Source organism: Maribellus sp. YY47, assembly GCF_023111095.1.
GTDB lineage: Bacteria > Bacteroidota > Bacteroidia > Bacteroidales > Prolixibacteraceae > Draconibacterium.
The window spans coordinates 94,556-118,647 of record NZ_JALGYW010000008.1 but is presented as its reverse complement, the minus strand read 5'-3'; the positions used below and the strand labels follow the sequence as shown (position 1 = coordinate 118,647).

25 protein-coding genes are annotated in these 24,092 nt (G+C 43.6%); 6 read left to right on the top strand and 19 right to left on the bottom strand.

The annotated features are described in order from the left end of the window. Positions 1-85 precede the first annotated feature (85 nt). The 12 genes from MR764_RS08340 to MR764_RS08285 all read right to left on the bottom strand — a co-directional run bounded on the left by MR764_RS08340 (position 86) and on the right by MR764_RS08285 (position 11,363). Complete coding sequence (locus MR764_RS08340; protein ID WP_247978953.1) at positions 86-610, bottom strand: flavodoxin; 525 nt, start codon at positions 608-610, stop codon at positions 86-88. Between the two features lie 18 nt (positions 611-628). Then, complete coding sequence (locus MR764_RS08335; protein WP_247978952.1) at positions 629-1,459, bottom strand: prephenate dehydratase; 831 nt, start codon at positions 1,457-1,459, stop codon at positions 629-631. 128 nt (positions 1,460-1,587) lie between these two features. Beyond that, positions 1,588-1,983, bottom strand: a complete 396-nt coding sequence (locus tag MR764_RS08330; RefSeq protein ID WP_247978951.1) for an ACT domain-containing protein — start codon at positions 1,981-1,983, stop codon at positions 1,588-1,590. 5 nt (positions 1,984-1,988) lie between these two features. Further along, positions 1,989-3,287, bottom strand: a complete 1,299-nt coding sequence (locus tag MR764_RS08325; protein WP_247978950.1) for a phenylacetate--CoA ligase — start codon at positions 3,285-3,287, stop codon at positions 1,989-1,991. Between the two features lie 76 nt (positions 3,288-3,363). Further along, complete coding sequence (locus MR764_RS08320; protein ID WP_247978949.1) at positions 3,364-3,795, bottom strand: hypothetical protein; 432 nt, start codon at positions 3,793-3,795, stop codon at positions 3,364-3,366. 76 nt (positions 3,796-3,871) lie between these two features. Beyond that, complete coding sequence (locus MR764_RS08315; protein WP_247978948.1) at positions 3,872-5,458, bottom strand: sodium:solute symporter family protein; 1,587 nt, start codon at positions 5,456-5,458, stop codon at positions 3,872-3,874. A 10-nt stretch (positions 5,459-5,468) separates the two neighbouring features. Next, a complete protein-coding gene (locus MR764_RS08310) occupies positions 5,469-5,645 on the bottom strand; it encodes a symporter small accessory protein (RefSeq protein WP_247978947.1) in 177 nt (58 codons plus the stop codon). Positions 5,646-5,667: 22 nt separating this feature from the next. Further along, positions 5,668-6,114, bottom strand: a complete 447-nt coding sequence (locus tag MR764_RS08305; RefSeq protein WP_247978946.1) for a hypothetical protein — start codon at positions 6,112-6,114, stop codon at positions 5,668-5,670. A 29-nt stretch (positions 6,115-6,143) separates the two neighbouring features. Then, complete coding sequence (locus MR764_RS08300) at positions 6,144-7,463, bottom strand: phenylacetate--CoA ligase (protein ID WP_247978945.1); 1,320 nt, start codon at positions 7,461-7,463, stop codon at positions 6,144-6,146. A gap of 3 nt (positions 7,464-7,466) precedes the next feature. Next, positions 7,467-8,756: a hypothetical protein gene (locus MR764_RS08295; RefSeq protein WP_247978944.1), complete on the bottom strand. Its 1,290-nt coding sequence runs from the start codon at positions 8,754-8,756 to the stop codon at positions 7,467-7,469. Between the two features lie 285 nt (positions 8,757-9,041). Beyond that, the gene (locus MR764_RS08290) at positions 9,042-9,623 is read right to left on the bottom strand and encodes an indolepyruvate oxidoreductase subunit beta (RefSeq protein ID WP_247978943.1); all 582 of its coding nucleotides are present in this window, start codon (positions 9,621-9,623) and stop codon (positions 9,042-9,044) included. Between the two features lie 120 nt (positions 9,624-9,743). Then, positions 9,744-11,363: a thiamine pyrophosphate-dependent enzyme gene (locus MR764_RS08285; RefSeq protein WP_247978942.1), complete on the bottom strand. Its 1,620-nt coding sequence runs from the start codon at positions 11,361-11,363 to the stop codon at positions 9,744-9,746. 224 nt (positions 11,364-11,587) lie between these two features. On the opposite strand from MR764_RS08285, the gene nrfH reads away from it, so the two are divergent. From nrfH to MR764_RS08265, 4 genes are all read left to right on the top strand, one after another. Next, on the top strand, positions 11,588-12,163 hold the full coding sequence (gene nrfH, locus MR764_RS08280) for a cytochrome c nitrite reductase small subunit (RefSeq protein WP_247978941.1): 576 nt from the start codon (positions 11,588-11,590) through the stop codon (positions 12,161-12,163). An 11-nt stretch (positions 12,164-12,174) separates the two neighbouring features. Further along, entirely contained in the window at positions 12,175-13,680 is a 1,506-nt protein-coding gene (nrfA, locus tag MR764_RS08275; RefSeq protein ID WP_247978940.1) for an ammonia-forming cytochrome c nitrite reductase, read from the top strand. 18 nt (positions 13,681-13,698) lie between these two features. After that, on the top strand, positions 13,699-14,913 hold the full coding sequence (locus MR764_RS08270; protein ID WP_247978939.1) for a hypothetical protein: 1,215 nt from the start codon (positions 13,699-13,701) through the stop codon (positions 14,911-14,913). Between the two features lie 222 nt (positions 14,914-15,135). Further along, a complete protein-coding gene (locus MR764_RS08265; protein WP_247978938.1) occupies positions 15,136-16,659 on the top strand; it encodes a PepSY-associated TM helix domain-containing protein in 1,524 nt (507 codons plus the stop codon). 57 nt (positions 16,660-16,716) lie between these two features. On the opposite strand, the gene MR764_RS08260 is transcribed toward MR764_RS08265, so the two are convergent. From MR764_RS08260 to MR764_RS08230, 7 genes are all read right to left on the bottom strand, one after another. Then, the gene (locus tag MR764_RS08260) at positions 16,717-17,454 is read right to left on the bottom strand and encodes a class I SAM-dependent methyltransferase (RefSeq protein ID WP_247978937.1); all 738 of its coding nucleotides are present in this window, start codon (positions 17,452-17,454) and stop codon (positions 16,717-16,719) included. Positions 17,455-17,465: 11 nt separating this feature from the next. Beyond that, positions 17,466-17,771, bottom strand: a complete 306-nt coding sequence (trxA, locus tag MR764_RS08255; protein WP_247978936.1) for a thioredoxin — start codon at positions 17,769-17,771, stop codon at positions 17,466-17,468. Next, positions 17,752-17,991: a DUF6132 family protein gene (locus MR764_RS08250; RefSeq protein ID WP_247978935.1), complete on the bottom strand. Its 240-nt coding sequence runs from the start codon at positions 17,989-17,991 to the stop codon at positions 17,752-17,754. Before MR764_RS08250 ends, trxA begins: the two co-directional genes overlap by 20 nt. 143 nt (positions 17,992-18,134) lie before the next feature. Then, positions 18,135-18,848 (bottom strand): phosphoadenylyl-sulfate reductase, encoded by a 714-nt coding sequence (locus tag MR764_RS08245; protein ID WP_247978934.1) that lies wholly within the window; start codon positions 18,846-18,848, stop codon positions 18,135-18,137. Positions 18,849-18,959: 111 nt separating this feature from the next. Continuing rightward, the gene (locus MR764_RS08240) at positions 18,960-20,150 is read right to left on the bottom strand and encodes a class I SAM-dependent rRNA methyltransferase (protein ID WP_247978933.1); all 1,191 of its coding nucleotides are present in this window, start codon (positions 20,148-20,150) and stop codon (positions 18,960-18,962) included. Positions 20,151-20,153: 3 nt separating this feature from the next. Continuing rightward, entirely contained in the window at positions 20,154-20,726 is a 573-nt protein-coding gene (locus MR764_RS08235; protein WP_247978932.1) for a 3'-5' exonuclease, read from the bottom strand. After that, entirely contained in the window at positions 20,719-21,345 is a 627-nt protein-coding gene (locus MR764_RS08230; protein WP_247978931.1) for a DUF5063 domain-containing protein, read from the bottom strand. The genes MR764_RS08235 and MR764_RS08230 overlap by 8 nt, the downstream gene beginning before the upstream one ends. Before the next feature lie 629 nt (positions 21,346-21,974). On the opposite strand from MR764_RS08230, the gene MR764_RS08225 reads away from it, so the two are divergent. Both MR764_RS08225 and MR764_RS08220 read left to right on the top strand, forming a co-directional pair. Beyond that, on the top strand, positions 21,975-22,502 hold the full coding sequence (locus MR764_RS08225) for a YdeI/OmpD-associated family protein (RefSeq protein ID WP_247978930.1): 528 nt from the start codon (positions 21,975-21,977) through the stop codon (positions 22,500-22,502). 1,064 nt (positions 22,503-23,566) lie between these two features. Continuing rightward, entirely contained in the window at positions 23,567-23,941 is a 375-nt protein-coding gene (locus MR764_RS08220) for a hypothetical protein (protein WP_247978929.1), read from the top strand. The last annotated feature ends 151 nt before the right edge of the window (positions 23,942-24,092 follow it).

The window sequence follows — 24,092 nt, the reverse complement described above, 5'->3', positions numbered from 1 at the left end:
GATATTAGATGGTCGATTGCGGAAGTTACGCATTAAAGCATTTCCGCAATTAAGCATTTTCTTCTTTGTCCTTCAATCCTTATTCTTAAAATCCGAAATTGCCACGAATTTGTTCGATCCAGCCGGCAACGCGTTCATCGGTCATTTCCGGTTCGAAATCCTCATCTACCGGAAGTCCCAGAAATTTACCATCGACAACGGCGTCTGATTCGTCAAACTCGTAACCTTCGGTAGAAACCTGTCCGACCAAAACAGCGCCGTTTGCCATTAATTCTTTTCCCAGCAAACCAATGTGATCAACAAAACCGTGCGCATAGGTAACGTGGTCGCCCAGACCAAAAACAGCTACTGTTTTATTGCTGTAATCCACTTTGCCGATCTCAGGTAAAAAACGGCCCCAGTCGTTGTTAGAGAAGCTGGAATCCCAGGTGTCTTTACCAACAGTTGAAAGCCCAAATATGATCTTATCGTATTTTTCAATGTCAGCAGACGACGCATTTTTTACTGCAATCATTTCTACTTTGTCAGCGCCGATCATTTCTTTGATTTTATCGGCGACACGGTTAACGGCACCGCCAACCGGACCATAAAAAATAGCTATTTTACTCATATCTATAAATTTAGTTTTTTATTGGTTTTGCAATTCACCTCTTTTGTACTCTCCTAAAATAGACAGACTTGAAGCGCTTTTCAGGACCTGATGGATGGCACGGTCGTAGTTAGCGCCATTTTCCCACTCGATATCCACATGGAAAGTATACTCGTTGGGCTTCCCGACAATCGGGACCGACTGTATTTTCGTAAGGTTAATTTCATTTTCGGCAAAGGTGTTTAACACCCTGGCCAACGCCCCGTAGAAGTGGCCCACTTCGAAGCAAACCGATGCTTTGTTGGTTCCTTCTGTAGGATTACCGTGTTTCGATAAAATCAAAAAACGGGTATAATTTTTCTTGTTGGTTTCAATACCGGTTTCGATCACTTTTAACCCGTATAATTCGGCCGAACGTAAATTACCGATTGCCGCGGCGTTTGTCATCTTCTCTTCGGCCACTAATTTAGCAGAAGCTGCAGTATCGAGTTTCTCATGCAACTGAGCATTTGGATAATAGCATTCGATGAATTCCATGCATTGCTGCAAAGCAATCGGATGTGTATGAATATGCTTGATGTCTGCCGGAGTTACTCCTTCGTTAACCATCAGATTCATTTGAATATGCAGGTAAATTTCACCGATTATACGTAAATGAAAATCACGAATCAGCTGGTAGTTCTTGAGCAAACTTCCGGCTATGGAATTTTCGATAGCCATCACAGCAAAATCAACCTTGTCGGCGTCAATCATTTCGCAAACCGTGGTGAACGTCTTGCATTCAACCACTTCCACATCATCCTCAAAATATTTTCTTGCTGCATCTTCGTGGAAAGACCCCGCAATGCCTTGAATGGCGATACGCTTCATGTGATAAATTTTAAAGAACCCAAAGATACAAATAATGGATAAAGATTTCAGTGATGCGCTATTTTCAGGGAGAAATTAACGCAACACTTCAGATTGGATTCCAAAATCAATTTATTTCCGGCAGTCTATTATCCCTTATATTCTTCGAGAATAGCTGCGCATTTTTGAATGTTGGTGGGCCGGATCACAATGGTTGCTTTGTTATCGTTCATCGAAAACGCATACATGTATTCGATAAAGGCACCTTTTGCATTCAGCAACTCCAGCAATTCCGCCAATCCTCCCGGTTTATTCGAACTGTTTGCCAGTAAAACGTCGGTTGTTTTAACCGAGAAATCGCTGGCCTTTAACACGGTGCAGGCTTTATCCGGATCGGAAAGCACCATCCTCAAAATTCCGAAATCGGAAGTATCGGCAATGGTAAAGGCTGAAATATTTATTCCGGCATCGCCCAGGATACGCGTCACTTCGCTTAGCCGGCCCGATTTATTTTCCAGAAATACGGAAACTTGTTTTATGATCATGGTAGTTAGATTTTGCGGTTATCAATTACTCTTTTGGCTTTTCCGGCAGTGCGCTCGATGGTTTTGGGCTCTACCAGTTTTACATCGACCGAAATGCCCAGCGTACTTTGAATGTTGCTGGTTATTTTTTTCTTCAACGCCTCCAACTCTTTTACTTCATCCGAGAAAAACTGTTCCTGCACTTCCACCATCAGCTTCAGCACATCGAGTGTTCCGACCCTGTCGACAATCAGCAAATAATGCGGCTCGGTTTCGCTCATGCTCAGCAATACACTTTCGACCTGCGACGGGAAAACATTTACACCGCGAATAATCAGCATATCGTCGCTGCGGCCCATGCATTTTTCCATGCGCACCAACGTGCGTCCGCATTGGCATTTATCGTAAATCAAGCGGGTTAAATCGCGGGTACGGTAACGCAGAATCGGGATACCTTCTTTTGTTATTGTACTGAAAACCAGCTCTCCGATCTCGCCGGGGGCAACCGGTTCGAGTGTTTCCGGATTTATAATTTCCGGGATAAAATGATCTTCATTAACATGCATTCCGCACTGGTATTCGCATTCGCACGAAACACCGGGTCCAACTACTTCGCTAAGTCCGTAAATATCGATAGCCTTTATTTTCAGTTTGTTTTCGATTTCCTTGCGCATGCTCTCGCTCCAGGGTTCAGCGCCAAAAATCCCGACACGCAGTTTTAGTGATTCCGGGGCCACTCCCATATCTTTCATCACTTCGGCTAAAAACAGTGCATATGAAGGTGTACAGGCAATAACCGTACTTCCGAAGTCTTGCATCAACTGAATTTGTTTCTGGGTATTTCCTCCCGAAATCGGGATAACTGTTGCCCCGAGGTTTTCGGTTCCGTAATGCAGCCCGAGCCCGCCGGTAAACAATCCGTAGCCGTATGCTACCTGAACGATATCTTTTTGATGAACACCCGCCATTCCCAGCGAACGGGTTACCACTTCGGCCCACATTTGCAGGTCGTTGCGTGTATATCCCACTACCGTTGGTTTCCCTGTTGTTCCGGAGCTGGCGTGTAAACGTACAATCTCGCTCATCGGCACGGTAAACATTCCAAACGGATAATTGTCGCGCAAATCGGATTTGATGGTAAACGGAAGTTTTGAAATGTCTTCCACACTTTTGATATCGCCGGGAACCAATCCCATTTCCTGCATCTTTGTTCGGTAACTCGGGATATTATGATAAACCCTCTGCACAGTGCGAATAAGTCTTTCTGATTGAATGGCTGCCATTTCGTCCCGCGAAGCACACTCAATAGTTTTATTCCAGATCATTTATATATATTATTTCTGTTTAAAGTTCTCCTGATTTCGATTTCAACGAAAATCCTTTTCCTGCGGCGACAAGGCGCTATTTTCCATACACTATTTTGTCGTCGAGTACCACTACATGGTTTGCCTCCAGTCTTTTTTTGGCTTCAATAAAGTCCTGTACCACCAACAGCAGAACTGCTATATTCTTTTCGGCAATCAGGCGGGTATACGCATTTTCGACATGAATTCCGGCTTTAGCAATTTTAAGGAGCATTTCATCCAACCCTCCGGCCTCGTCTTCCATTGCCACTGCAATTACTTCTTCCATCGACACCGAATTACCCTTATCCGACAGCAATTTATAAGCGCGTTCGGGCTGATCGACCAGCAAATTAAGTATTCCCCAGCCATGAGGCATGCCGGTTAACGACAATGAACGAATATTGATACGCTCGCTTCTTAACGAAGCTGTTACTTCCTCAAAGCGGGTAATTTTATTCTCGAGAAAAACCGATAGTGTAAATGCCATGATCTCTTTTTTTGATTAGTTTATTACCAGGAACATAAAAGTAAAACTTATCGGACAAACATTATCCATGCAATTATTATTTTATTCCCCGGTAACATTTACCAAGGTGTTCTTCCGATACATTTTCGGTAAACAGCGATACCAAAACCAGAACAACCACGGAAACGGGTAATGCAATTACAATTGGATCCATAATCATCCAGGGGTATCCGCTGGCAATAGTTGGTGCTCCGAAAATGGCCTGACAAATACCAAGCGGTTCCGATTCTTTCAGGTGCATAAAGCCAAGAGCAAAAGCGCTCGCCAACAATCCGGCAAGGATGCTCCAGACCACTGCAGCTTTTGTTGTCCGTTTCCAATACAAGGCTCCAAAATAAACGGGTAAGAAAGTGGCGGCACAAATACCAAAAAAGATAGCTGTTCCCCTGGCAACAATTCCTCCCGGAAGTTTATAACCGATAATGATGCTGATGACAATAGCGACCAAAATGCCCAATTTGGAAATCAGCATCGAATTCATTTTTTTCTTCGGAAAAATATTCTCGATAAAATCGCGGCCCAAAGCAGTCCCCATGGTATGGAATTGCGAGCTAAGGGTCGACATTCCTGCAGACAGTAAGGCCAGCATAAACAGGTAAACAAACCATTCGGGCATTGCTGAATTAATGTAATTTGGAATGATCAAATCGACATTTCCCTGTGCCGCATCGATGGCCAGTTGCCCCGATTCTCTGTAAAAATAGACATTGGTAAGAGCGCCAACGGTATAAATAAAACCGGTTACTACGAAGATAAAAATGCCGCCAATCAAAACGGCGCGATTCAGTTCCCGGTTGCTTTTCACGGTCATAAAACGCACCACCAGCTGAGGTTGTGCCAGTACGCCAATTCCCACACCCAGAAAGATGTTGGTCGTTAAAATCCACCACCAGGCTGAGTTCATTTTCGGAAATGCAGTCCAGCCTTCGTGCCCTTTGGCCTGCAGGCTTTCCGGAACAAGGTTGGCCATATTGGTCAGCGCTTCGTGTGCCGAACTTACACCACCCAGTTTTACATAACTGACAATCAGCAGGAAAAACATACTTAAAAACATAATAGTCCCCTGGAGGGCATCGGTGTACATCACACCTTTCAGGCCGCCCGCAATTACATAGGCAGCTATAATGATCGAGAAAAAGGTAAGCGCCAGTGAAAAATCGATTTCAAAAATGCTTTCGATAAACCGTGCCCCGCCAATAAGCACCACGGCCGCGTACAGCGGCATGGAAACAAAAATTATTGCTCCGCTGATGATCTGTATCTTTTTCGATTGAAACCTGTTCCCCAAAAATTCAGGGAAAGTGTGTGCGTCAAGGTTGTGCCCCATCCTACGGGTGATACGCCCAAAGAAAATAAAGGCAATAAATATCCCGATAATAATATTGAGCGCTGTCAGCCAGATCAATCCCATGCCATAGACACCGCCAATACCGCCAAAACCAATAATTGCAGAAGTGGATATAAAAGTTGCCCCATAAGACATTGCCATTACAAAAGGATGAATTTCGCGCCCTGCAAGCAAATAATCTTTAGCGGTTTTGGTTTGTGTATACCCCCGGTATCCTAGATAAGCGATAACGAGGAGGTAGATTACAACTACCAATCCCAAAGTAAATGTATTCATAGTAGTTGTCTTAAATCTCTTCGGTTAATTGATGATCTTTATTTTCCCATTCCAAATCTTCCTGAATTTCTTCGGAAGTAGCTACCCCTTTGTTCCAAAACAGAAGGCCATAAACCACGCAGGCCACTAATCCTAAAATTGAAAACAGATAACCCAATATTATACCGGGGTCGTGTATTCCAAGCATAAGTCTGATTTTTATAGTTTAATTAATTTGATTCGTTTTGTCGTCCATACACCGTGCTGTCATCCAGAATCTTCAGTCCTTGTTTTTTCAATTTTTCAATTGTTTCCTCATAGTCAGGCACATCCAGGATAAGTATAGCCCTTCCGGTTGCTTCAATGATCCGTCCGGCAGCATTATTAAAATTCACCCCGGCTTGTGCAACCTGTAACAATAAATCGTCGAGGCCACCGGTTTCGTCCTTCATTTCAAGGGCAATTACCTCTCGTAAGGCAACTGAGATGCTTTTTTCGGAAAGTACTTCGTATGCTTTTTCCGGCTGATCGACCAACAAATTAAGGATGCCCCACCCATTGGCCGTATCGTTGATGAAAATCGAGCGGATATTGATTTTATTCTCTTTCAGAACCGTTGTTACCCGTTTAAAATGCCCGATTTTATTTTCAAGAAAAATAGATATTTCGTAAGCCATTTTTTTAGTTTAAGTCGGTTGATTTGATGTTAATTCTTTATTCCGCCGTTTCGCAGATCAATAACCCGTACAGCTTTTCCTTCCGGTTTGGGCAGCGAACCTGCTTCCACCAGTTTCACCGCAGGTTTAACCAGCACTTCATCCCTGATTTGTGCGGTAATCGACCGGGTTAAACTTTCGAGCCGACGGATATCGCCCCTGAACCAATCCTTTTTTACTTCCACTTCCACCACCATTTCATCGTTGCCGTTCATGGTTTCGAGCGTAATCATATAATCGGAGCCCACTTCAGGGATTTTCAGCAAAATGCCTTCGATTTGCATCGGGAATACATTACATCCTTTTATGATAAACATATCGTCGGAACGCCCTGTAATACGGTCGATGCGGCGGTGTGTGCGGCCGCATTTACACCGGTCCGGAATAATGCGGGTGATATCGCGGGTGCGGTAGCGGATCAAAGGCATAGCCTGACGGTCGAGCGTAGTAATTACCAATTCGCCATAGTCGCCGTCAGGAACCGGTTCCAGGGTATCAGGATTTACAATTTCGACCAGGTAAGCATCTTCCCAAATGTGCATTCCGTCCTGATATTCGCATTCGAAAGCCACTCCGGGCCCATTCATTTCGGTTAATCCAAAAGAATTATATGCCTTTACGCCGTACATTTCCTCGATGCGTCTGCGTTGTTCGTCGGTATGCGGCTCGGCGCCGATAACAAAAATCCGCAATTGAGTATCTTTCTTCGGGTCCAGTCCTTCGGCCTCAAAAACTTCGTACAAACGCCCCAGATAACTCGGAATGGCATGTGCCGCAGTAGTACCGTAGTCGCGCATCAGTTTTATCTGACGAAGACTGTTTCCTGCTCCTGCAGGAATGCTCAACGCCCCCAGCTTCTCAATTCCGTACTGAAAACCCAGCCCTCCGGTAAAAAGTCCGTAACCACAAATATTCTGAAACACATCGGTATCGCGCACGCCGGCTATAAACAATGAACGGGCCACTAAATTTGCCCACGAATCCAGGTCGTGGCGGTTGTGAAAAACAACAGTAGGGTTTCCGGTAGTACCGCTTGAACTGTGCAAACGAACAATTTCCTTTTTGGGCATGGTAAGAAAACCATACGGAAAATTTTCGCGCAAATCCTGTTTTGTTGTAAAAGGCAAATCCCAGATTTGTTCAACATCTTTTATATTGTCTGCCTTTATATTTTTTTGTTGAAAGACTTTATTGTAGAAAGGCGAACGCCCCGCATGGCCGAGGGTAGCCTGCAATCGTTCAACCTGTAATTTTTTTAGCTCGTTTCGGTGTAAAACCTCCAACTCCTCCTGCCAGTATTCTCTTTTCATCCGCTAAAAATTGTACATCAACATCAATAAAATTCGGTGGTTAGTAGCATTTGTTGTATCCTCGTACAAACCATCCTTAAAATCAAAGTTCCCGGTTCCGTAATCAGCTGAATCCAATTCATATTCCGCAACAAAGCGCAGGTTTTTATAATTGTAGGCAAAATATGGCGCAACACGGCAAGCCTGTTTAATATTAGGCATCAGCCCCAGGGTTTTGGCGGCGCCATCGAAATTATAAAGCTCCTCGGCGGTACCTAAATTTCCGGAAAGCCCGGCAAGGAATCCAACCTGATATTCATTTCCGTAAACAATATTGAGCAAAGAACTGTAATTGGAATAGTTGGTATAGGTCATTGCTCCTGTTGCTGCATCGTAATCTTTTACGCCGTATCCACCCAGCATCAGCATGTTTACCATATTCTGCCCCAGCATTCCTTTGGCCAGCACAAACAGTTTATCGCTTTTGTAACCCAAATAAGTCATGCCAACGAAACTGGTATTCAACTCTTCCGTTTTAAATTTCCCTTCGGTGCCTTCGGTAACATCAATGGGCTGAATGACATTGAATGCACCAGCCACACCTACACTTACACCACCCGAATTATAATAAAGACCTGCTACCAGTTCGGGGATTCCCGCATTTCGTTTGGCAAGGTTGGTACTGTTGGTATTGGGTGTATCGTAAAATCCTTTTGAAGCATATTGTTGCTCATAAAGCGCTGTCAATGACAATGTGAGCGTTTTGCTCATCCGGTAATCGAAGTCGACTTGCGGCGAACGGTTGAACGGGTTATAAGGGCTACCTGTATTTAAACCGCCTACCTGTGGGAAAAACGCACCGCTTCCGTTCCACAATGGATGCCAGGTTTGTCCGACCAGCAACGATGTTTTCTCCCAATCGAGTTTAACGTATGCTTTTCTTAACCGAAGCACCTCTGGATAACACGAAACGATTCCCGCGAAATCGGTTTCGAAATTTGCCGACGATTTGGCCCCCAAAATCTCGGGCCCGGTAATGTTCATACCGAAACGTGTCGCCATAGCAGTAAAACCGGTAATTCCCTGCCGGTTAAGATCTTCTCCGTTACCATCTTGTCCTTTGTAAAGTGGTACTAAATAGAAGTTATCTTGTGCGGCGTTTACTCCTTTGTATGAATCGTAATAATACTCACTTCTAACAAATCCGTAGAGCTGAACTGATGCTTTACCGACTTGTACAAAGTTTTGATCTTGTGCATGCGTTATTCCTGTAAGGACAAGAAATATCCATGCTATTGAAAAAAATTTGTTCATCTGATTTTTGGTTTTTTGTAAAGAAAGAATAAAGGTTGAATCGTTCCGGGACGGTATTAACTTCCCGGCCAAATAAAGGTTAATTCCCAAAGACTATTATGTGTAGCAATCCCAAACATCGCATTCAAAATTAACAAAATAAGAAGCCAAATCAATCGGGAGCTTACAATTTGACACCAATGACTTCTTATTTATTTTGATTTCAAACAAGCAGATAAAAAAAGACCCGTTCATTATGGTAAAAACATAAAAAACGGGACTTCTTTGGGTTGTCAGAAACCGGGATTACTTGTTCGCCAATGCAAACTCTCTTCCCGACATAAAAGCATTTCGGTTTAACTCTACAACAGCCTCGCCCTTGCTTTTAAAAATATGCTCAATCCCTCGAATAATTTTATCCGGATCAACCTGTACAAAAGGAGTTGCTGCTCCCAGCATCACCATATTCATGGCTCGTTTGTTGCCTATTTCGGTAGCAATCTGATCCGCATCGATGGCGACGAATCGCGGTTGTTTGCGAACTTCCTCCATCAGTTTTTCAACATCCGGATAATTGGGAATATTGATAAACGGCGTGGTATTGGTAACAATATATCCGGTGGGCGAAAGAAAGGGCAAATAGCGCAATGCTTCCATGGGTTCTACAGAAAGAATAATGTCGGCGCCTCCTTTGGGAATTAGGTCGGCTGCAATTGGCGCATCCGAAATACGCAGATGCGAGACCACAGCTCCTCCCCGCTGGCTCATTCCGTGTGTTTCTGCCTGTTTCAGAAAAAGGCCTTCTTCAAGCGCAGCGTCGCCCAAAATTGATGCGATGGATAAAATTCCCTGACCGCCAACTCCGGCTAATATAATATCAGTTTTCATCTGTTTTAATTTTATTGTTTTATGGGAATCCCGGGCTCCCGGGAGAATTCGCACCAAGTAGATTAAAGGATAACCCTGTATCCGTGCATGAATTCCATTCCCATGCTTACTTTATAATGGTTACAATTTTGGGTTTTGTTTGATTTTCTTTTCAGCACGGAGTCTTTTCGCTGCGGCCTGAATACATTCACGTCTGAAAATAATCACCGACACGCCTTCATAAGCAATTTCCTCTTCAATAGTGCTCACCATCAGTTCGTGGTACTTTTTCATCGGAACCAACATGCGGATGTGTTTCGGGTCAACGCCCACTCCTTCGCAAATGCTTTCGATTTTCCCAAGCGCTGAAGATTCCTGTCCGCCGGTCATCGAAACCGATTCATTGTCGGAAATCACCACCACAATATTAGAGTTATCGTTCACGGCATCGAGCAAACCGGTAATTCCTGAATGAGTAAAAGTAGAGTCTCCGATTACGGCAAACGAAGGAACCAAACCTGCATCGGCAGCTCCTTTGGCCATTGTAATGGAAGCTCCCATGTCGACACACGAATAAATACTTTGATACGGAGGCAAAGCGCCAAGCGTATAGCAACCTATATCAGAGAAAACCCTTCCTTTTGAATATTTATCCGCAGCTTCGTTCAGCGCCTTGTACATATCCTGGTGGCCGCATCCCTGGCAAAGTGCGGGTGGCCTGTTTACCACCAACTCAGGAACAGTTGCGCCTTCCAACGTTTCGAGTCCTAAAGCTGCGGCAACCAGGTCGGCATTCAGTTCGCCGTCGCGAGGTAAAGTACCGCTTAAGCGCCCACTTACTTTAATATGCTTGTTAAAGATGCCTTTCACAGCCTCTTCCACCAGTGGATAACCTTCTTCAAGCACCAGTACTTCTTCACACTCTTTCTCTATTTCGTGCAACATCTTTTCGGGCAGCGGATACTGCGAAATTTTCAGAATTGTGTACGGACATTCCTTGGTTTTATAATGTTCATTCAGGTAATTAATGGTAATTCCACAGGCAATAATCCCCAGGGTTTTATCGGTACCTTTCTTCAGAAAATTATATTCCGAAGTAAACGAGGCTTCTTCAAAGTCTTTCTGTTTTTTTAGCAAGCCTTTATACCGCTGACGGGCAATAGCGGGCAGCAACACAAATTGCGAAGGCTGCTGCGAAAGTTTTAACGGATTGGTTTCCTTCTCTGCCTTTCGGATCACTCCGGCACGCGAATGCGCTAAACGAGTGGTAATTCGCACCATTACCGGCACTCCCAGTTCTTCAGAAAGACTGAATCCATTGTAAACCATATCGTAAGCTTCCTGCTGATTGGAAGGTTCCAGTATCGGAATCATGGCAAACTTGGCGTAAAAACGTGAGTCCTGTTCATTTTGAGAAGAGTGCATCGACGGGTCGTCGGCTACGGTAACAATTAAACCGCCGTTAATTCCGGTGATCGCTGAGTTCATGAACGCATCAGCAGCCACATTCAGTCCCACATGTTTCATACAAACAATCGATCGTTTCCCGGCATACGACATTCCCAGCGCAGCTTCGTAAGCCGTTTTTTCATTGGCCGACCATTTACTTCTGATCCCTTTTTCTGCTGCCTGTTTACTGTCCTGGATAAATTCGGTAATTTCAGTAGAAGGAGTTCCCGGATAGGCATAAACGCCGGAGATTCCTCCATCGATAGCTGCCTGTCCAATAGCTTCAACTCCCAAATATAGGTTTTGCTTCATCTTGATTTTTTAATAAATAGACCGACAAAAATAGAAAAGCATCGTTATTAAACCGCTTTTAATTGTCAGTTACATATCAATTTCAGATTAAATAGAATCATTCAACGTAACGATTCTTTTCGGCAAGTAAAAACCAAACATAAAACGCGATTTTGTAACATCTGTTACAAAATATTGAAGCGAATTGCCGGATTTTTATCTCCGTAATTAAACCCATTACAACCATGATAAAAAAGTTGCTGCCTCCTGAAAAATGGAAATTCCCGGTGCTAATGATTACCAGCGTATTTGCGGGTCTGATTGCTTTCACATTTTATGTTTCGAAAGCCCACTCTTATCTTTCCGACCGACCGGAAACCTGCACCAACTGTCACATCATGGCGCCACAGTATGCTACCTGGACACACAGCTCTCACCGTGAAGTAGCGCACTGTAACGACTGCCATGTTCCGCATAACAATGTACTGAACAAATACTATTTCAAAGCCAAAGACGGTTTGCGGCACGCTACCATGTTCACCTTAAGGATGGAACCACAGGTGATATTTATACACGAAGCCGGGAAAGAAGTGGTTCAGAATAATTGTATTCGCTGTCACAGCCAACTGGTAACCGATCCCAAACTGACATCGTCAGTGCAAGCGCATGTTGCACATACCCAGGACCGCATATGCTGGGAATGCCACCGCGAAGTACCACACGGCAGAGTGAACAGCCTTTCGAGCGTACCAAACGCCCAGGTACCACTACCGGAAAGCCCGGTTCCTGCATGGATCAAAGAATATATTAAAAACAACTAAATACCTTTTCTATGACAACTCATTCAAAATCATCAAAACGAACCCTGTTAAACTGGGGACTTTTTATTGCAACTGTCGTGGTCGTTTTTTTATTGGGACTTTTAGCGTCGTCCATTATCGAACGACGCGCCGAAGCCGCCTATGTAAACGTGCCCAAAGTAGAAATCGGTCAGTTTGAACCCAGAAACGAAGTTTGGGGACAAAACTATCCGCGCGAATTTCAATCCTATTACGGAACTGCTGACACCACGTTCCGCAGCAAATACAACGGAAACACCATGATCGATATGCTGGAAGTGGATCCGAGACTCGTGGTTCTGTGGGCCGGCTATGGCTTTTCGAAAGATTACAACCAGGGACGCGGACATTATTACGCCGTTACCGATATACAAAATACTTTGCGCACCGGAGCTCCGAAAACAACAAAGGAAGGACCGATGCCATCCACCTGCATGACTTGTAAAAGCCCCGACGTACCGCGCTTAATGAATCAAAAAGGAGTAGCTGCCTTTTATACCGGAAGCTGGGCAGAACTGGGAGCTGAAGTAGTAAATCCTATTGGCTGTGCCGACTGCCACGATAATGAAACGATGAACTTAACCATCACCCGCCCCGCATTGGTGGAAGCTTTTGAACGAATGGGACGCGACATCAAAAAAGTGAGTCACCAGGAAATGCGCAGCCTTGTGTGTGCTCAATGTCATGTGGAATATTATTTCGACAAAAAGAAAGTAGATGGTGCACAGTACCTCACTTTCCCCTGGGATAATGGTTTTTCGGCTGAAGCCATGGAAGAATACTATGACAACATTGAATTCAGCGACTGGACTCATTCGATAAGTAAAGCTCCCATGCTAAAAGCCCAGCATCCGGGATACGAAACTTACATGACCGGTATTCATGCACAGCGCGGTGTTTCTTGTGCCGACTGTCACATGCCATACAAAAGCGAGGGAGGCCAGAAATTCACCGACCATAAAATGCAATCGCCGCTGAACAACATTGCCAATTCGTGCCAGGTTTGCCACCGCGAAGAAGCCGGAACTTTAATGGCCAATGTTTACGAACGTCAGGATAAAATCATCGAAAACCGCGACAAACTGGAAGAGTTGCTGGTAAGGGCCCATGTGGAAGCAAAAAAAGCCTGGGACCTTGGCGCCACCGATGCCAGCATGAAAGATATTTTACTTGGAATCAGACATGCACAATGGCGCTGGGATTATGCTGCTGCCAGCCACGGCGCATCTTTTCACTCGCCTGTTGAAGTAGGGCGTGTAATTTCGACCGGCATCACCATTGCTCAGGAAACCCGCATAAAACTGGCTCGTTTGCTCGCCAACCTTGGACACAACGAGGAAGTTCCTTATCCTGATATCGAAACAAAAGCCAAAGCTCAAAAATTTGTTGGCCTCGATATGGATCAACTCAACGCAGACAAAAAGGAATTCCTGGAAACTGTTGTTCCTGAATGGATGAAGCAGGCGGAAGAACGGGAAAAAACCTATGATCTAAACTAATCACACAAAAACTACGACATGATCAAAATAAAAATTATTGCTCTACTAGTATTGAGCCTCGTCGTCGCTCAAAACTCGATGGCACAGTTCTCTCTGAGCGGAGAATTCAGACCAAGAACCGAATTAAGTCACGGGTATAAAACGCTGGCTGCGGAAGATCAGGATGCATCGACGATAACCACGCAGCGTACCCGGTTGAATTTCGGATTCAAAAATGAATTCATAAATACGGGTTTGGTTTTGCAGGATGTCCGGCAGTGGGGAAATCAACCACAACTGGTTTCGAACGAAGATTTCTCTGCGTCGCTGCACGAAGCCTGGGCCGAAATACTTTTTACACCGGAGTTCTCTCTTAAAGCAGGCAGACAGGAACTGGTGTACGATGATCAACGAATTTTTGGAAATGTAGGCTGGGCACAGCAGGCACGGTCGCACGATGTGGCCCTGTTCAAACTAAAAAAAGACTTTGACCTCCATTTCGGAGTTGCGCATCACGAAAACGGAAACTTAACGGATAGTTATTACGACGGTCCGGATGCCTACAAAGATTTACAATTTGTTTGGTTTCATCAGAACTGGGAAACCATTCAGCTAAGTCTTTTGGTTTTAAACAATGGTGTTCCGGTTGTGGAAAATGCCGATCAGAAAACAAAATACAGTCAAACGCTAGGAGGAAGAATTACCACCAACGTAAAACCGCTTAAGCTGGCCGCCAATCTTTACTATCAGGGAGGAAAACATGTTTCGGGGAAAGACATCAGTGCACTTAATTTGTTATTGGAAGCATCGGCAGATCGTTTTACGCTGGGTGTTGAACATCTTTCAGGAACCTCCTACAACGATTCAAAATACAAAGCTTTCACCCCGTTGTATGGCACCAATCACAAGTTCAACGGTTTTATGGATTATTTCTATGTGAGTAACCACATCGGCAGTGTTGGGCTAAACGATGTTTATCTGAAATATGACTACAGCGGTGAAAAATGGGGATTCAATGCCCACCTGCACTATTTTGGTGCGGCGGCAGACTTCGCTGAAGATTTTGACCGCTATCTCGGTACTGAACTCGATTTGGCGGGAACATGGAAAGTAAATCCTATGACTAAAATATCACTTGGTTTATCGACGCTTTTTGCAGGTGACAGCTTAGAGTTAATTAAAGGCGGCGACAGTTCCGTTTTTCAATATTGGGGTTACCTGATGCTTTCAGTAACGCCTCGTTTTATGAATTAACTCAAGCCATTGTTGTTTTTGAATGTTCCGGACAGAAGGGACAAGAAAGAAGAGAGGGTAAAGAAGGGGAACATTCACCGCAGGTCAGCCGAATTGACCTGCGGGTGTCCCCTCTTTTAACAGATCGTCAAAAAAAGATCATTAGCTATTGAACATCATTCTGAAATTTTTATTCTTTAACCATCGGTTGTAAGCCGATAAACCATTAATTTCCTTTTGGGAATGAAACGAACGCGAATCATAAAGACTTTTAAAAAGCTTCACCGGTGGCCGGCTGTTGTCATTGCTTTTATTTCGGTTCTTTTTGCCACGTCCGGAATCATCATGAATCACCGCGGTGTGTTTTCAGGTGTTGATGTTTCCCGTAGCCTTTTACCCGAAAATTACACCTACAGCAACTGGAATCAATCTGCGGTAAGAGGCTCGCTGGAAATCGATTCGGCTACTGTTCTTATATACGGAAATATAGGGGTTTGGAAAAGCGATCCGGCTTTTTCAGCTTTTGAGGACTTTAACAACGGCTTTCCCAAAGGAATTGACAACCGAAAAATATATTCGCTGATTGCCTTCAAGCAAAACCTGTACGCAGGGACGCACCTCGGATTATATTTTCGTTCGTCAACAAACGGGAATTGGGAGAAAATTACCTTGCCCGTAAAAAACGACCGGATTACGGACGTTATCCTAAAAGGCGACTCCCTATTGGTGCTAACCCGCGATTATCTGCTAAGCAGTACCGACGGAGTCCGTTTTCAAACCGTTCAGCTTCCGGCACCAGTCAATTATAAACGAGAAACAGGTTTATTCGACACTTTCTGGCAACTTCACAGTGGGGAGTTGTTTGGATTAACAGGGAAACTAATTGTCGATTTGTTGGGCATTATTACCATCGTTTTATCGGTTACAGGCTTATTGCATTTCTTCTTTCCCGAAATTATCCGCCGGAGGAAAAAGAAAGCCCGGCCAACACAAAAATATGTTGGCATAAAAAAACAAAACCTCCATTGGCACAATGTTCTGGGCTATATTTTTGCACTGTTCCTGATCATTAACACCTTTGCCGGAATTCACCTGCGTCCGCCGCTATTGATTGCCATTGCAAGCAAACAGGTCGGAATCATTCCGGGAACGCACCTCGACAGCCCGAATCCGTGGATGGACAAACTCAGAAGAGTATATTGGGATGAAACCCGGGACAGATACATCTTCTCCACTTCCGATGGCTTTTATTTTGCCGATGAAACGCTCCAGCGTCCGTTACAGCCTGCACAAAACCAGCCACCGGTAAGTGTTATGGGATGCAACGTACTGGAAAAATTAAATCAACACCAATTACTGGTGGGATCGTTTAGCGGAATGTTTATCTGGAATATTGAAACCGGCCGGGTTTCCGATTTCTTCAGTGGAGCGCCGTACCAGGCGCCGTCGGGAATGGTACGTCCGATTGGAGCAAATATGGCTGCCGGACTTGTAAAAAGCAAAAACCAGGCCTGGTGGTTCGATTACAACAGCGGAGCGATCAGTCTAAGCGGAAAAGTTTTCCCCGATATGCCACAACAGATACGCAAGGCCTCTCCCATGTCGTTGTGGAATGTTTCGCAGGAGATTCACACCGGGCGAATCTTTGAAAGCATCCTCGGGCCCTTTTACATTTTATTTGTTCCGCTTGCCGGGATCTGTTTATTGATTGTTTTGATCAGCGGCGTAATCGTTTGGTGGATGGTGTATCGGAAAAAACGCGGTTAAATTCTACATCATTTTTTTTAGGCGATTGCAAATCGCCTGTCCAGTTCGTATCGTATTTTAAATGCAACTTACCACAAGAGGCAGGTGTTTTCCTCCAAACGGGTCCTGTTTAAAGTTAGAATAGAGATTGATTTCAGAAAAACCGGCTTCCGTTAGCGCTTTTAGCAAATCTTTGCTTTTTAAAGCCAGTAAACGAGTTTCGTTGCGGATGCTTAAAACTTTGTGTTTTAGCACCAGCTCGGTTTGAAAATCGATGTAATCGCCTGTTTCCCGAAACTGATAATGGCGAAGAAAAGTAATGTTCTCAGCATCGATACAGGGAAGTTCTGTTACCTTATCCTCCAGAATATAATCGTAGTTCAGAATTTGCAAAAGTAAAGTTCCGCCGGGCTTTAGAACGATACGCGTTGCCTTAAGCATATCAGTAACATCATCCAGCGATTTTAAATGCACCAGCGTATTTCCGAAACAAAGCACTGCATCAAACTGAGTTGCTGGAAAATCGGTTTCCAAATTCAACATATTTCCTTTTTGAAAATGCAGATTCGGATGGATTTTATTTTCCTGAGCCTGTTCGAGCAAATCTTCATTTAGATCAATTCCTGTAACCGATGCACCGCCAAGAGCCAGATTATAAGCCAGTTCTCCGGTTGCACAGCCAATATCCAGAATTGTCTTACCCGATAAACCGCTAAGTTTCGCCTCTACAAACTTTAGTTGTGCCGGGTTATACGGGAAAATTTCGGAATAATATTTCGAAATGGAGGTGTAAAAGATATTTTGAGCGTCAGCCAAAACAGTCGAATTTAATTATCGATCTGGGCCTGTACAATCAATTTAATTTCATCGGCCGAGCGAACACCTAAACCTGTCCACTTTGGCTCACCGTCTTTAAAAAGCATCAACGTTGGAATGCTGCGAATCTGGTATTTTGTCGCAATCTGCGGATTTCGGTCAACATCCACTTTTATGATCCTCACCTGTTCTTTTAGTTCGTCTTTTACTTGCTTCAGAATGGGCGGCATTTGTTTGCACGGACCACACCACTCGGCATAAAAATCAACTAAAACCGGACGGCTCGAATTAATTATATTATTGAACTTCCCTATCATCCTTATTTCCCTTTTTCTTTTTTACCCTGACCAGAAGATCGTTAATAAAGTCTCCCAGCAGATAACCAACAGCCGCGCCCCACAAGGTACTCCAGTACCAAACCGATTTTATCGCACAGGTTCCGCTGGTACAACCAACAAATTTCCAGTACAAAAATCCTCCGATGGCACCCAGTGCCAGAAAAATGAGCGCTATCTTTTTCTGTTTAATTATTTCCATAATTTGTTTTTCATCATCTAACAACAAGCGGAAATGCATTTGGTTTCAGCACGTTCGATAGATAATTGATATTAGAAATAGATTTTTTTGAAGCCCTTTTCTGCACTGAGGACGTATTGGTTTAAAAAAGGAAAATAAACTTTTTATTTTTTGAGCGAATGCAATCCGCATTCTTTACCCGATCCTTGCTCCCACCACCAGCGACCGGCACGAAAATCTTCGCCGGGTTGAATGGCTCTTGTACAAGGCTGGCAACCGATGCTCACAAAACCTTTATCGTGCAACACATTGTATGGAACACGGTTGGCTTTCACATACTCGATGGTTTGTTCCAGGCTCCAGTCCATCAACGGATTGAATTTGATGATACCGTTGCCTTCGTCCCATTCAAATTCCTGCATCCCGCTCCGGTTGTTTGATTGTGACGCACGTAAACCGGTGATCCAGATTTCGTTTTCGGCCAAAGCACGTTTTAACGGAATTACTTTCCTGATATAACAACATTCTTTGCGATTTTCGAGCGACTCGTAAAAACTAAACGGACCTTTCTCTGTCACCAACGCTTCCACTTCCTCAGTCGGAGGATAGTAAACCCGAATCGGTTTCTTGTATCTTTCCAGGGTACTTCGGTACACTTTGTAAGTTTCAGGGAAAAGCCGGCCGGTATCAAGCGTAACCACTTTTATATCCAGATCGTTGGCAAAAATAATGTCGGTAATTACCTGATCTTCGTAACCAAAACTCGTGGTAAAAACTACTTTCCCGGGGTGTTGTTCCACCAGAAATTGCAGCTTTTCGAGCATCGTTTTTTCGCTGTGCTGAGCGTTGTATTGTTCGGTTAACTGTTGTAGTTCCATATCTAAAAATTGTGACTTGTTGCAACTTATTGTGATTTGTAGTAATTGATTGTTTTAGTGACAATTAATCTCAACCAATCACGATCAATTACTATAAATATCTGTTCTTCGCTATTCCACGTACAAAACCAATCCTTTCAGGTATTCACTTTCCGGATGATAAATATCGATCGGATGATCAGCCGGTTGAGTGACCTGGTGCAGGATACGTACTTTTCGTCCGGCAATGGCAGCGGCCGAAAAAACAGCCTCGCGAAAGCGATCTTTTGTTACCACCTGCGAACACGAGAACGTAAATAAAACACCTCCGCTTCGTATCTGTTCAAACGCCCGTGTGTTAATCCGTTTGTAACCTTTCAGCGCCTGCGACAATGCGTTCTGATGTTTGGCAAATGCCGGCGGATCAAGAATGATCAGGTCGTATTTATCCTGAATGTCTTTTAAATATTCAAAACCATCGGCTACGAAAGCTTCGTGACGCGGATCGCCCGGGAAATTCAGCTCCACATTTTCGCGGGTCAGTTCGATCGCTTTTCCGGAAGCATCGACAGAATGTACGATGTTGGCGCCACCTTTCATGGCATAAAACGAAAATCCGCCGGTGTAACAAAACATATTCAGCACATCGCGGCCTTTTGAATAGGTTTGCACCAGCTTGCGGTTTTCGCGCTGATCGACAAAAAAGCCGGTCTTCTGCCCTTCTTCCCAGTCAACCTTGAATTTCAATCCGTATTCGAGCACTTCGCCAGTACTTTCGTTTCCCCACAGGTAGCCATCTTCCGATTTTACCTCGGCTTTAAACGGCAGTGTTTTACTGCTCTTGTTGTACACCGCTTTTAACTGATCGCCCAACACCTCCTGCAAGGCTTTTACCAGCACATCGCGGTTCAGGTACATCCCGATCGAATGCATCTGCAGCACAGCCGTTCCGTTGTAATAATCCACTACCAGCCCCGGCATTCCATCGCCTTCGCCATGAATGAGGCGAAAAACATTGGTTTCCGGATCGTCAACCAGGCCAAGCCGTTTCCGCAGGTTCCAGGCACTTTCAATTTTGCCTTTCCAGAATTCGAAATCAAGTGCTGTATCTTTGAACGATACGATACGAATGGCAATCGATCCGATCTGGTAATGCCCGATTCCCAGAAATTCGTTGTTGTTCGAATATATTTTTACGGAATCGCCCTCGGCAGGAGCGCCATGTATTTGTTTAATTGCGCCCGAAAACACCCAGGGGTGAAAGCGCCGCAATGATTGATCTTTCCCTGATTTCAGGACGATTTTCACCTCTTTGCCCGACATAAATTAATTATTTGAAAAATGTTCGAAAATCACCAATGCAGCCCAGGCATCGGTAGCAGCGTAAATTTGCTGAGCTTCGGTAAGCTCCGACGCTTCCCAGTTCGAAAGCTGCTGCCCTTTCGATATGCGGAAACCACAGGCAATGGCGGTCAGTTTTTTTAGGCTGAAATTCTGAATGCCCATATCTTTGGCCTGATCCTGCAATTCGACAAAACCGGCAGGTTCGAAAGCTGTAATTTCCTGCAAACCTTTGATATCGTCGCGAATGGCAACACCGGGTTTAATAATGCTTTTGTCAGATAAAATGGCACGAATTTCGTCGGGCAAACCCACCCGGTTCACCCGTATCAGATAGGCCGTGTGGCGGGTAGAAAGTTGCAGCAAGGCCACTTTGTTCCCCACTCCCTTTTTAAACGAAGGCTTGGTTTCGGTATCAAAACCAATAATTTTATGCTTCGACAGTTCTTCCACTGCCTGTTGTAATTTGTGATCCGAGTCAACCATAACGATCCGGCCTTCGAACCATTTCAAAGGCATTTCCGTCAGTTCCTCGTTACTAATACTTTCTCTAAACATCTGTATTATCTTCTTCGTTGGTGCCCCAGAAATTGTCCAGCCATTTTGGATTTCCTTTTCCCGGTGCAGGTTCGTCATTTTCTTCTTCAGAAAAATCGGTGTTGTTGACCAACAGCATATGAATGGCGCGAAGCACGTTCACCAGTTGCTGTCCCCAGAATTCTTTAAAATGAAAAATACACTCCGCCAAACTGTCGTTCATCACCTCCTCGTTTCCAATACTGTATGAGGTGATAAAGTCTTTCATATCCTGGTAAATATCGACCAGGTTTTCCGAAATACTGGCGGTCATGGTTTCTTCTCCAAACTGAATATTCGGATCAAAAACCTCGTAATAACTATCGTTTCGGTGTAGCGACTGCAGCCATTTCTGTTGCAGTGTGTTGTAATCAAGTTCAGAAACAAACTTTTCCAGCTCCTCATCCATCACAGGTTCAACCTCGGGCAGAATAGCTGCTTTCAAATAAAGCAAAGGCAGAATTTTCTGCAGTTTGCTCAAATTCTCCAGAGCTGTGTGGCGCGCCACGTTTTCAATGGTAGCACAATATTCGTTGGCTACGGTCACAAATTCCACCACATTTTTTGAATACACCACCGGTTGGATGCCAGAATTACTCATTTCTCCCGTTTAAAAAACTGCTGCAAAAGTAGTAAAGATTTTTAATAACTGCTGTAAGCTGAAAGCGAAGAGCGAACGACAGAGTGTTAAATGTTCAGTCGCAGTTGACAGGGATTGAGGAACTGAGGGCTTGAAGGACTGAAGGATGGAAGGATTGATTATTCAAAGTTCAGAGTTTAGAGTTCAGAGTTCAGGGATTGATGAGATTGATACAGATTGCCCCCTGCTGACTAATGACCGTTGACTCTCAGCTATTCAAGCATTTCAGCATTCACGCATTTATGCATTTTTGCATTGTGGCTGAAGGATTTAAGGACTGAGGGATTGAGAGATTGAGGGATTGAGTTAGATTGAAGAAGATTGAACTGATTGAATTTACAGAGACCAATGACTATTAATCAATGACCAGTGACCAATGACTCGCCCCGCGAAGCTCACAGCTTGTGGCTTGCACCTTGCACCTTGCAGCTATTTTAGTACCCCCTTCTGCAACTTCCAACTAAAATTTTAAGCGTTGGCACTAAACTTTTTCAGCCTAAATACGCTTAATAGGATACGTACCAAATACCAACATCATGAATCCTAATGTGGATGACTTTTTACAAAATGCACCGAGGTGGGGCAAAGAAATGGAAAAGTTAAGAGCCATCGTTCTCGATTGCGGACTAACGGAAGAATTGAAATGGCGCCAACCCTGTTATACGCTTAACGAAAGTAATGTGGTCATCATAAGCGGTTTCAAAGAGTATTGCCTGCTTGGCTTTTTTAAGGGGGTGCTGCTAAAAGACCCGCACCAACTGCTCACGCGGCCGGGCGACCACACGCAAGCGGGCCGGCAGATTCGGTTTAACAGTATCCGTGAAATCGAAGAAAAAGAATCAATCGTGAAAGCCTATATCTACGAAGCCATTCAGGTGGAAAAATCCGGGCTGAGGGTAAAACTGAAAAAGACCACCGACTACCAGATTCCCGAAGAACTTCAAAGCAAACTGGATGAAATGCCCGAATTCAAGGCCGCTTTCGAGGCGCTGACACCGGGCCGGCAAAGGGCTTATATTCTACACTTTTCGAAACCCAAACAATCAAAAACCCGCGAAGCAAGAGTAGAAAAGCTAATCCCCCAAATACTGGAAGGGAAAGGGCTAAACGACCTGTAAGCGGAGTTTAGAGTTTAGAGATTGAACAGTTTGATGCCAGCTGACCAATGACTATTGACCAATGACCAATGACTCGCCACTCGAAGCTAGCAGCTCGTGACTTGCAGCTTGCAGCTATTTAAGCATCTAGCATTCAAGCATTGTTGAATGGGTATTGATCCATTGTTTAATTGAAATTTCTGTTTATTTTTAATTCGACAGAGCAACAATGAACAACCAAAATACCGAATGTCTTGAACCCAACGCTTGCAAAAAACAAAAGCTCACTCACCCATACCCACACATATAAAAAAAAGAAAACCAACAAGTTCACAAGTAGCTACTAATAATATATGAGTTGCATTGCAACATACACTACCGGTACCAGCGATTATGAAAAAATAACATACATAATATTGCTTTTCTTTCCACTAAATCTTTTGAGACAGGATTATCCCAAAATTGATACCGTCGATTATGGAAAAGCTATTAGTCATGTCAATCATTATTTCCATTATGATTATAAAGACGAAAAATTAGTTGAATCATTTTGGTTTAATAATTTAGGGAAACACCTTATAACTTATTCCGGTTATGAAAGCTATAGTCAACACATGACTATTTTTGAATATAATGATCAAAATGAAATTTCATGTGTAAAGTATTTATCTTATACAAGTCCTCATAATGATAGTATTCCAAAATTGTATCACGAAGAATCGTATGAATTATACAAAAACGGAAAACGAGACAATAATACTCACAATGAGTTGCAGCAAAAATACTCATCTATGTATGAAGTTATTAATCCGGAGAACATAAAATGGAATTCAAAACTTGGTATAAGGCATGGCTGGGTTTTGCGGATTCGACAAGTCGAATCTCGTCCCTGCTTCAGTTTCAGTCGGACACTCAGACTCTCGTCTGACCGCTACGACCTCATACCACCACCGTTTAACACAGCCCCACCCGTGAAAATCCAGTCCATAAGAACCATGATGATACTAACCCGTAATTTTTAAATTTATTGAAATTATTTTTTTGTTATATTGTAGCATCTGATGTTAGATTAATTTTTGATATAAATGGATAAAAAGTTTGAATACCAATTTGATAGTTCACTCGGTATTTTATTTAAATGCTATTATGGATTAATCGATATTGAAGATATAGTATCTTCCTGGGAATATGCTTTTGAAAATAATTTAATTCCCAAACAGGGTAAAGGATTCGTTTTAGATTATCGAAATTCAAACTTTAATATAAAAATTGAAGAGTATACTGCAATAGTGGATTTCTATAAAAAACACTTGGATATATTCGGAGGTTTTAAAATTGCCATAATTACTGAGGAAGCAAGAGATATCGTAATTCCGATTTTAGTAGAAACCAAAGATGATGGCTATAGCTCTAAACCTTTTAGTACTTTGGAAGCTGCTACAAAGTGGGTGTTGGGTTGAAATTTAAAAAGTAATACACACGGTTTAATACTTAAAAGGTTTTTACAGGTTTACGAGCAGTATTCTCCGCTTTAAATCTGCGAGATAGGTTTTGATCCCGAAATGCGTTACGAAATTAAACACTTAACGTTGTAAGCGGCGCTAAAACACG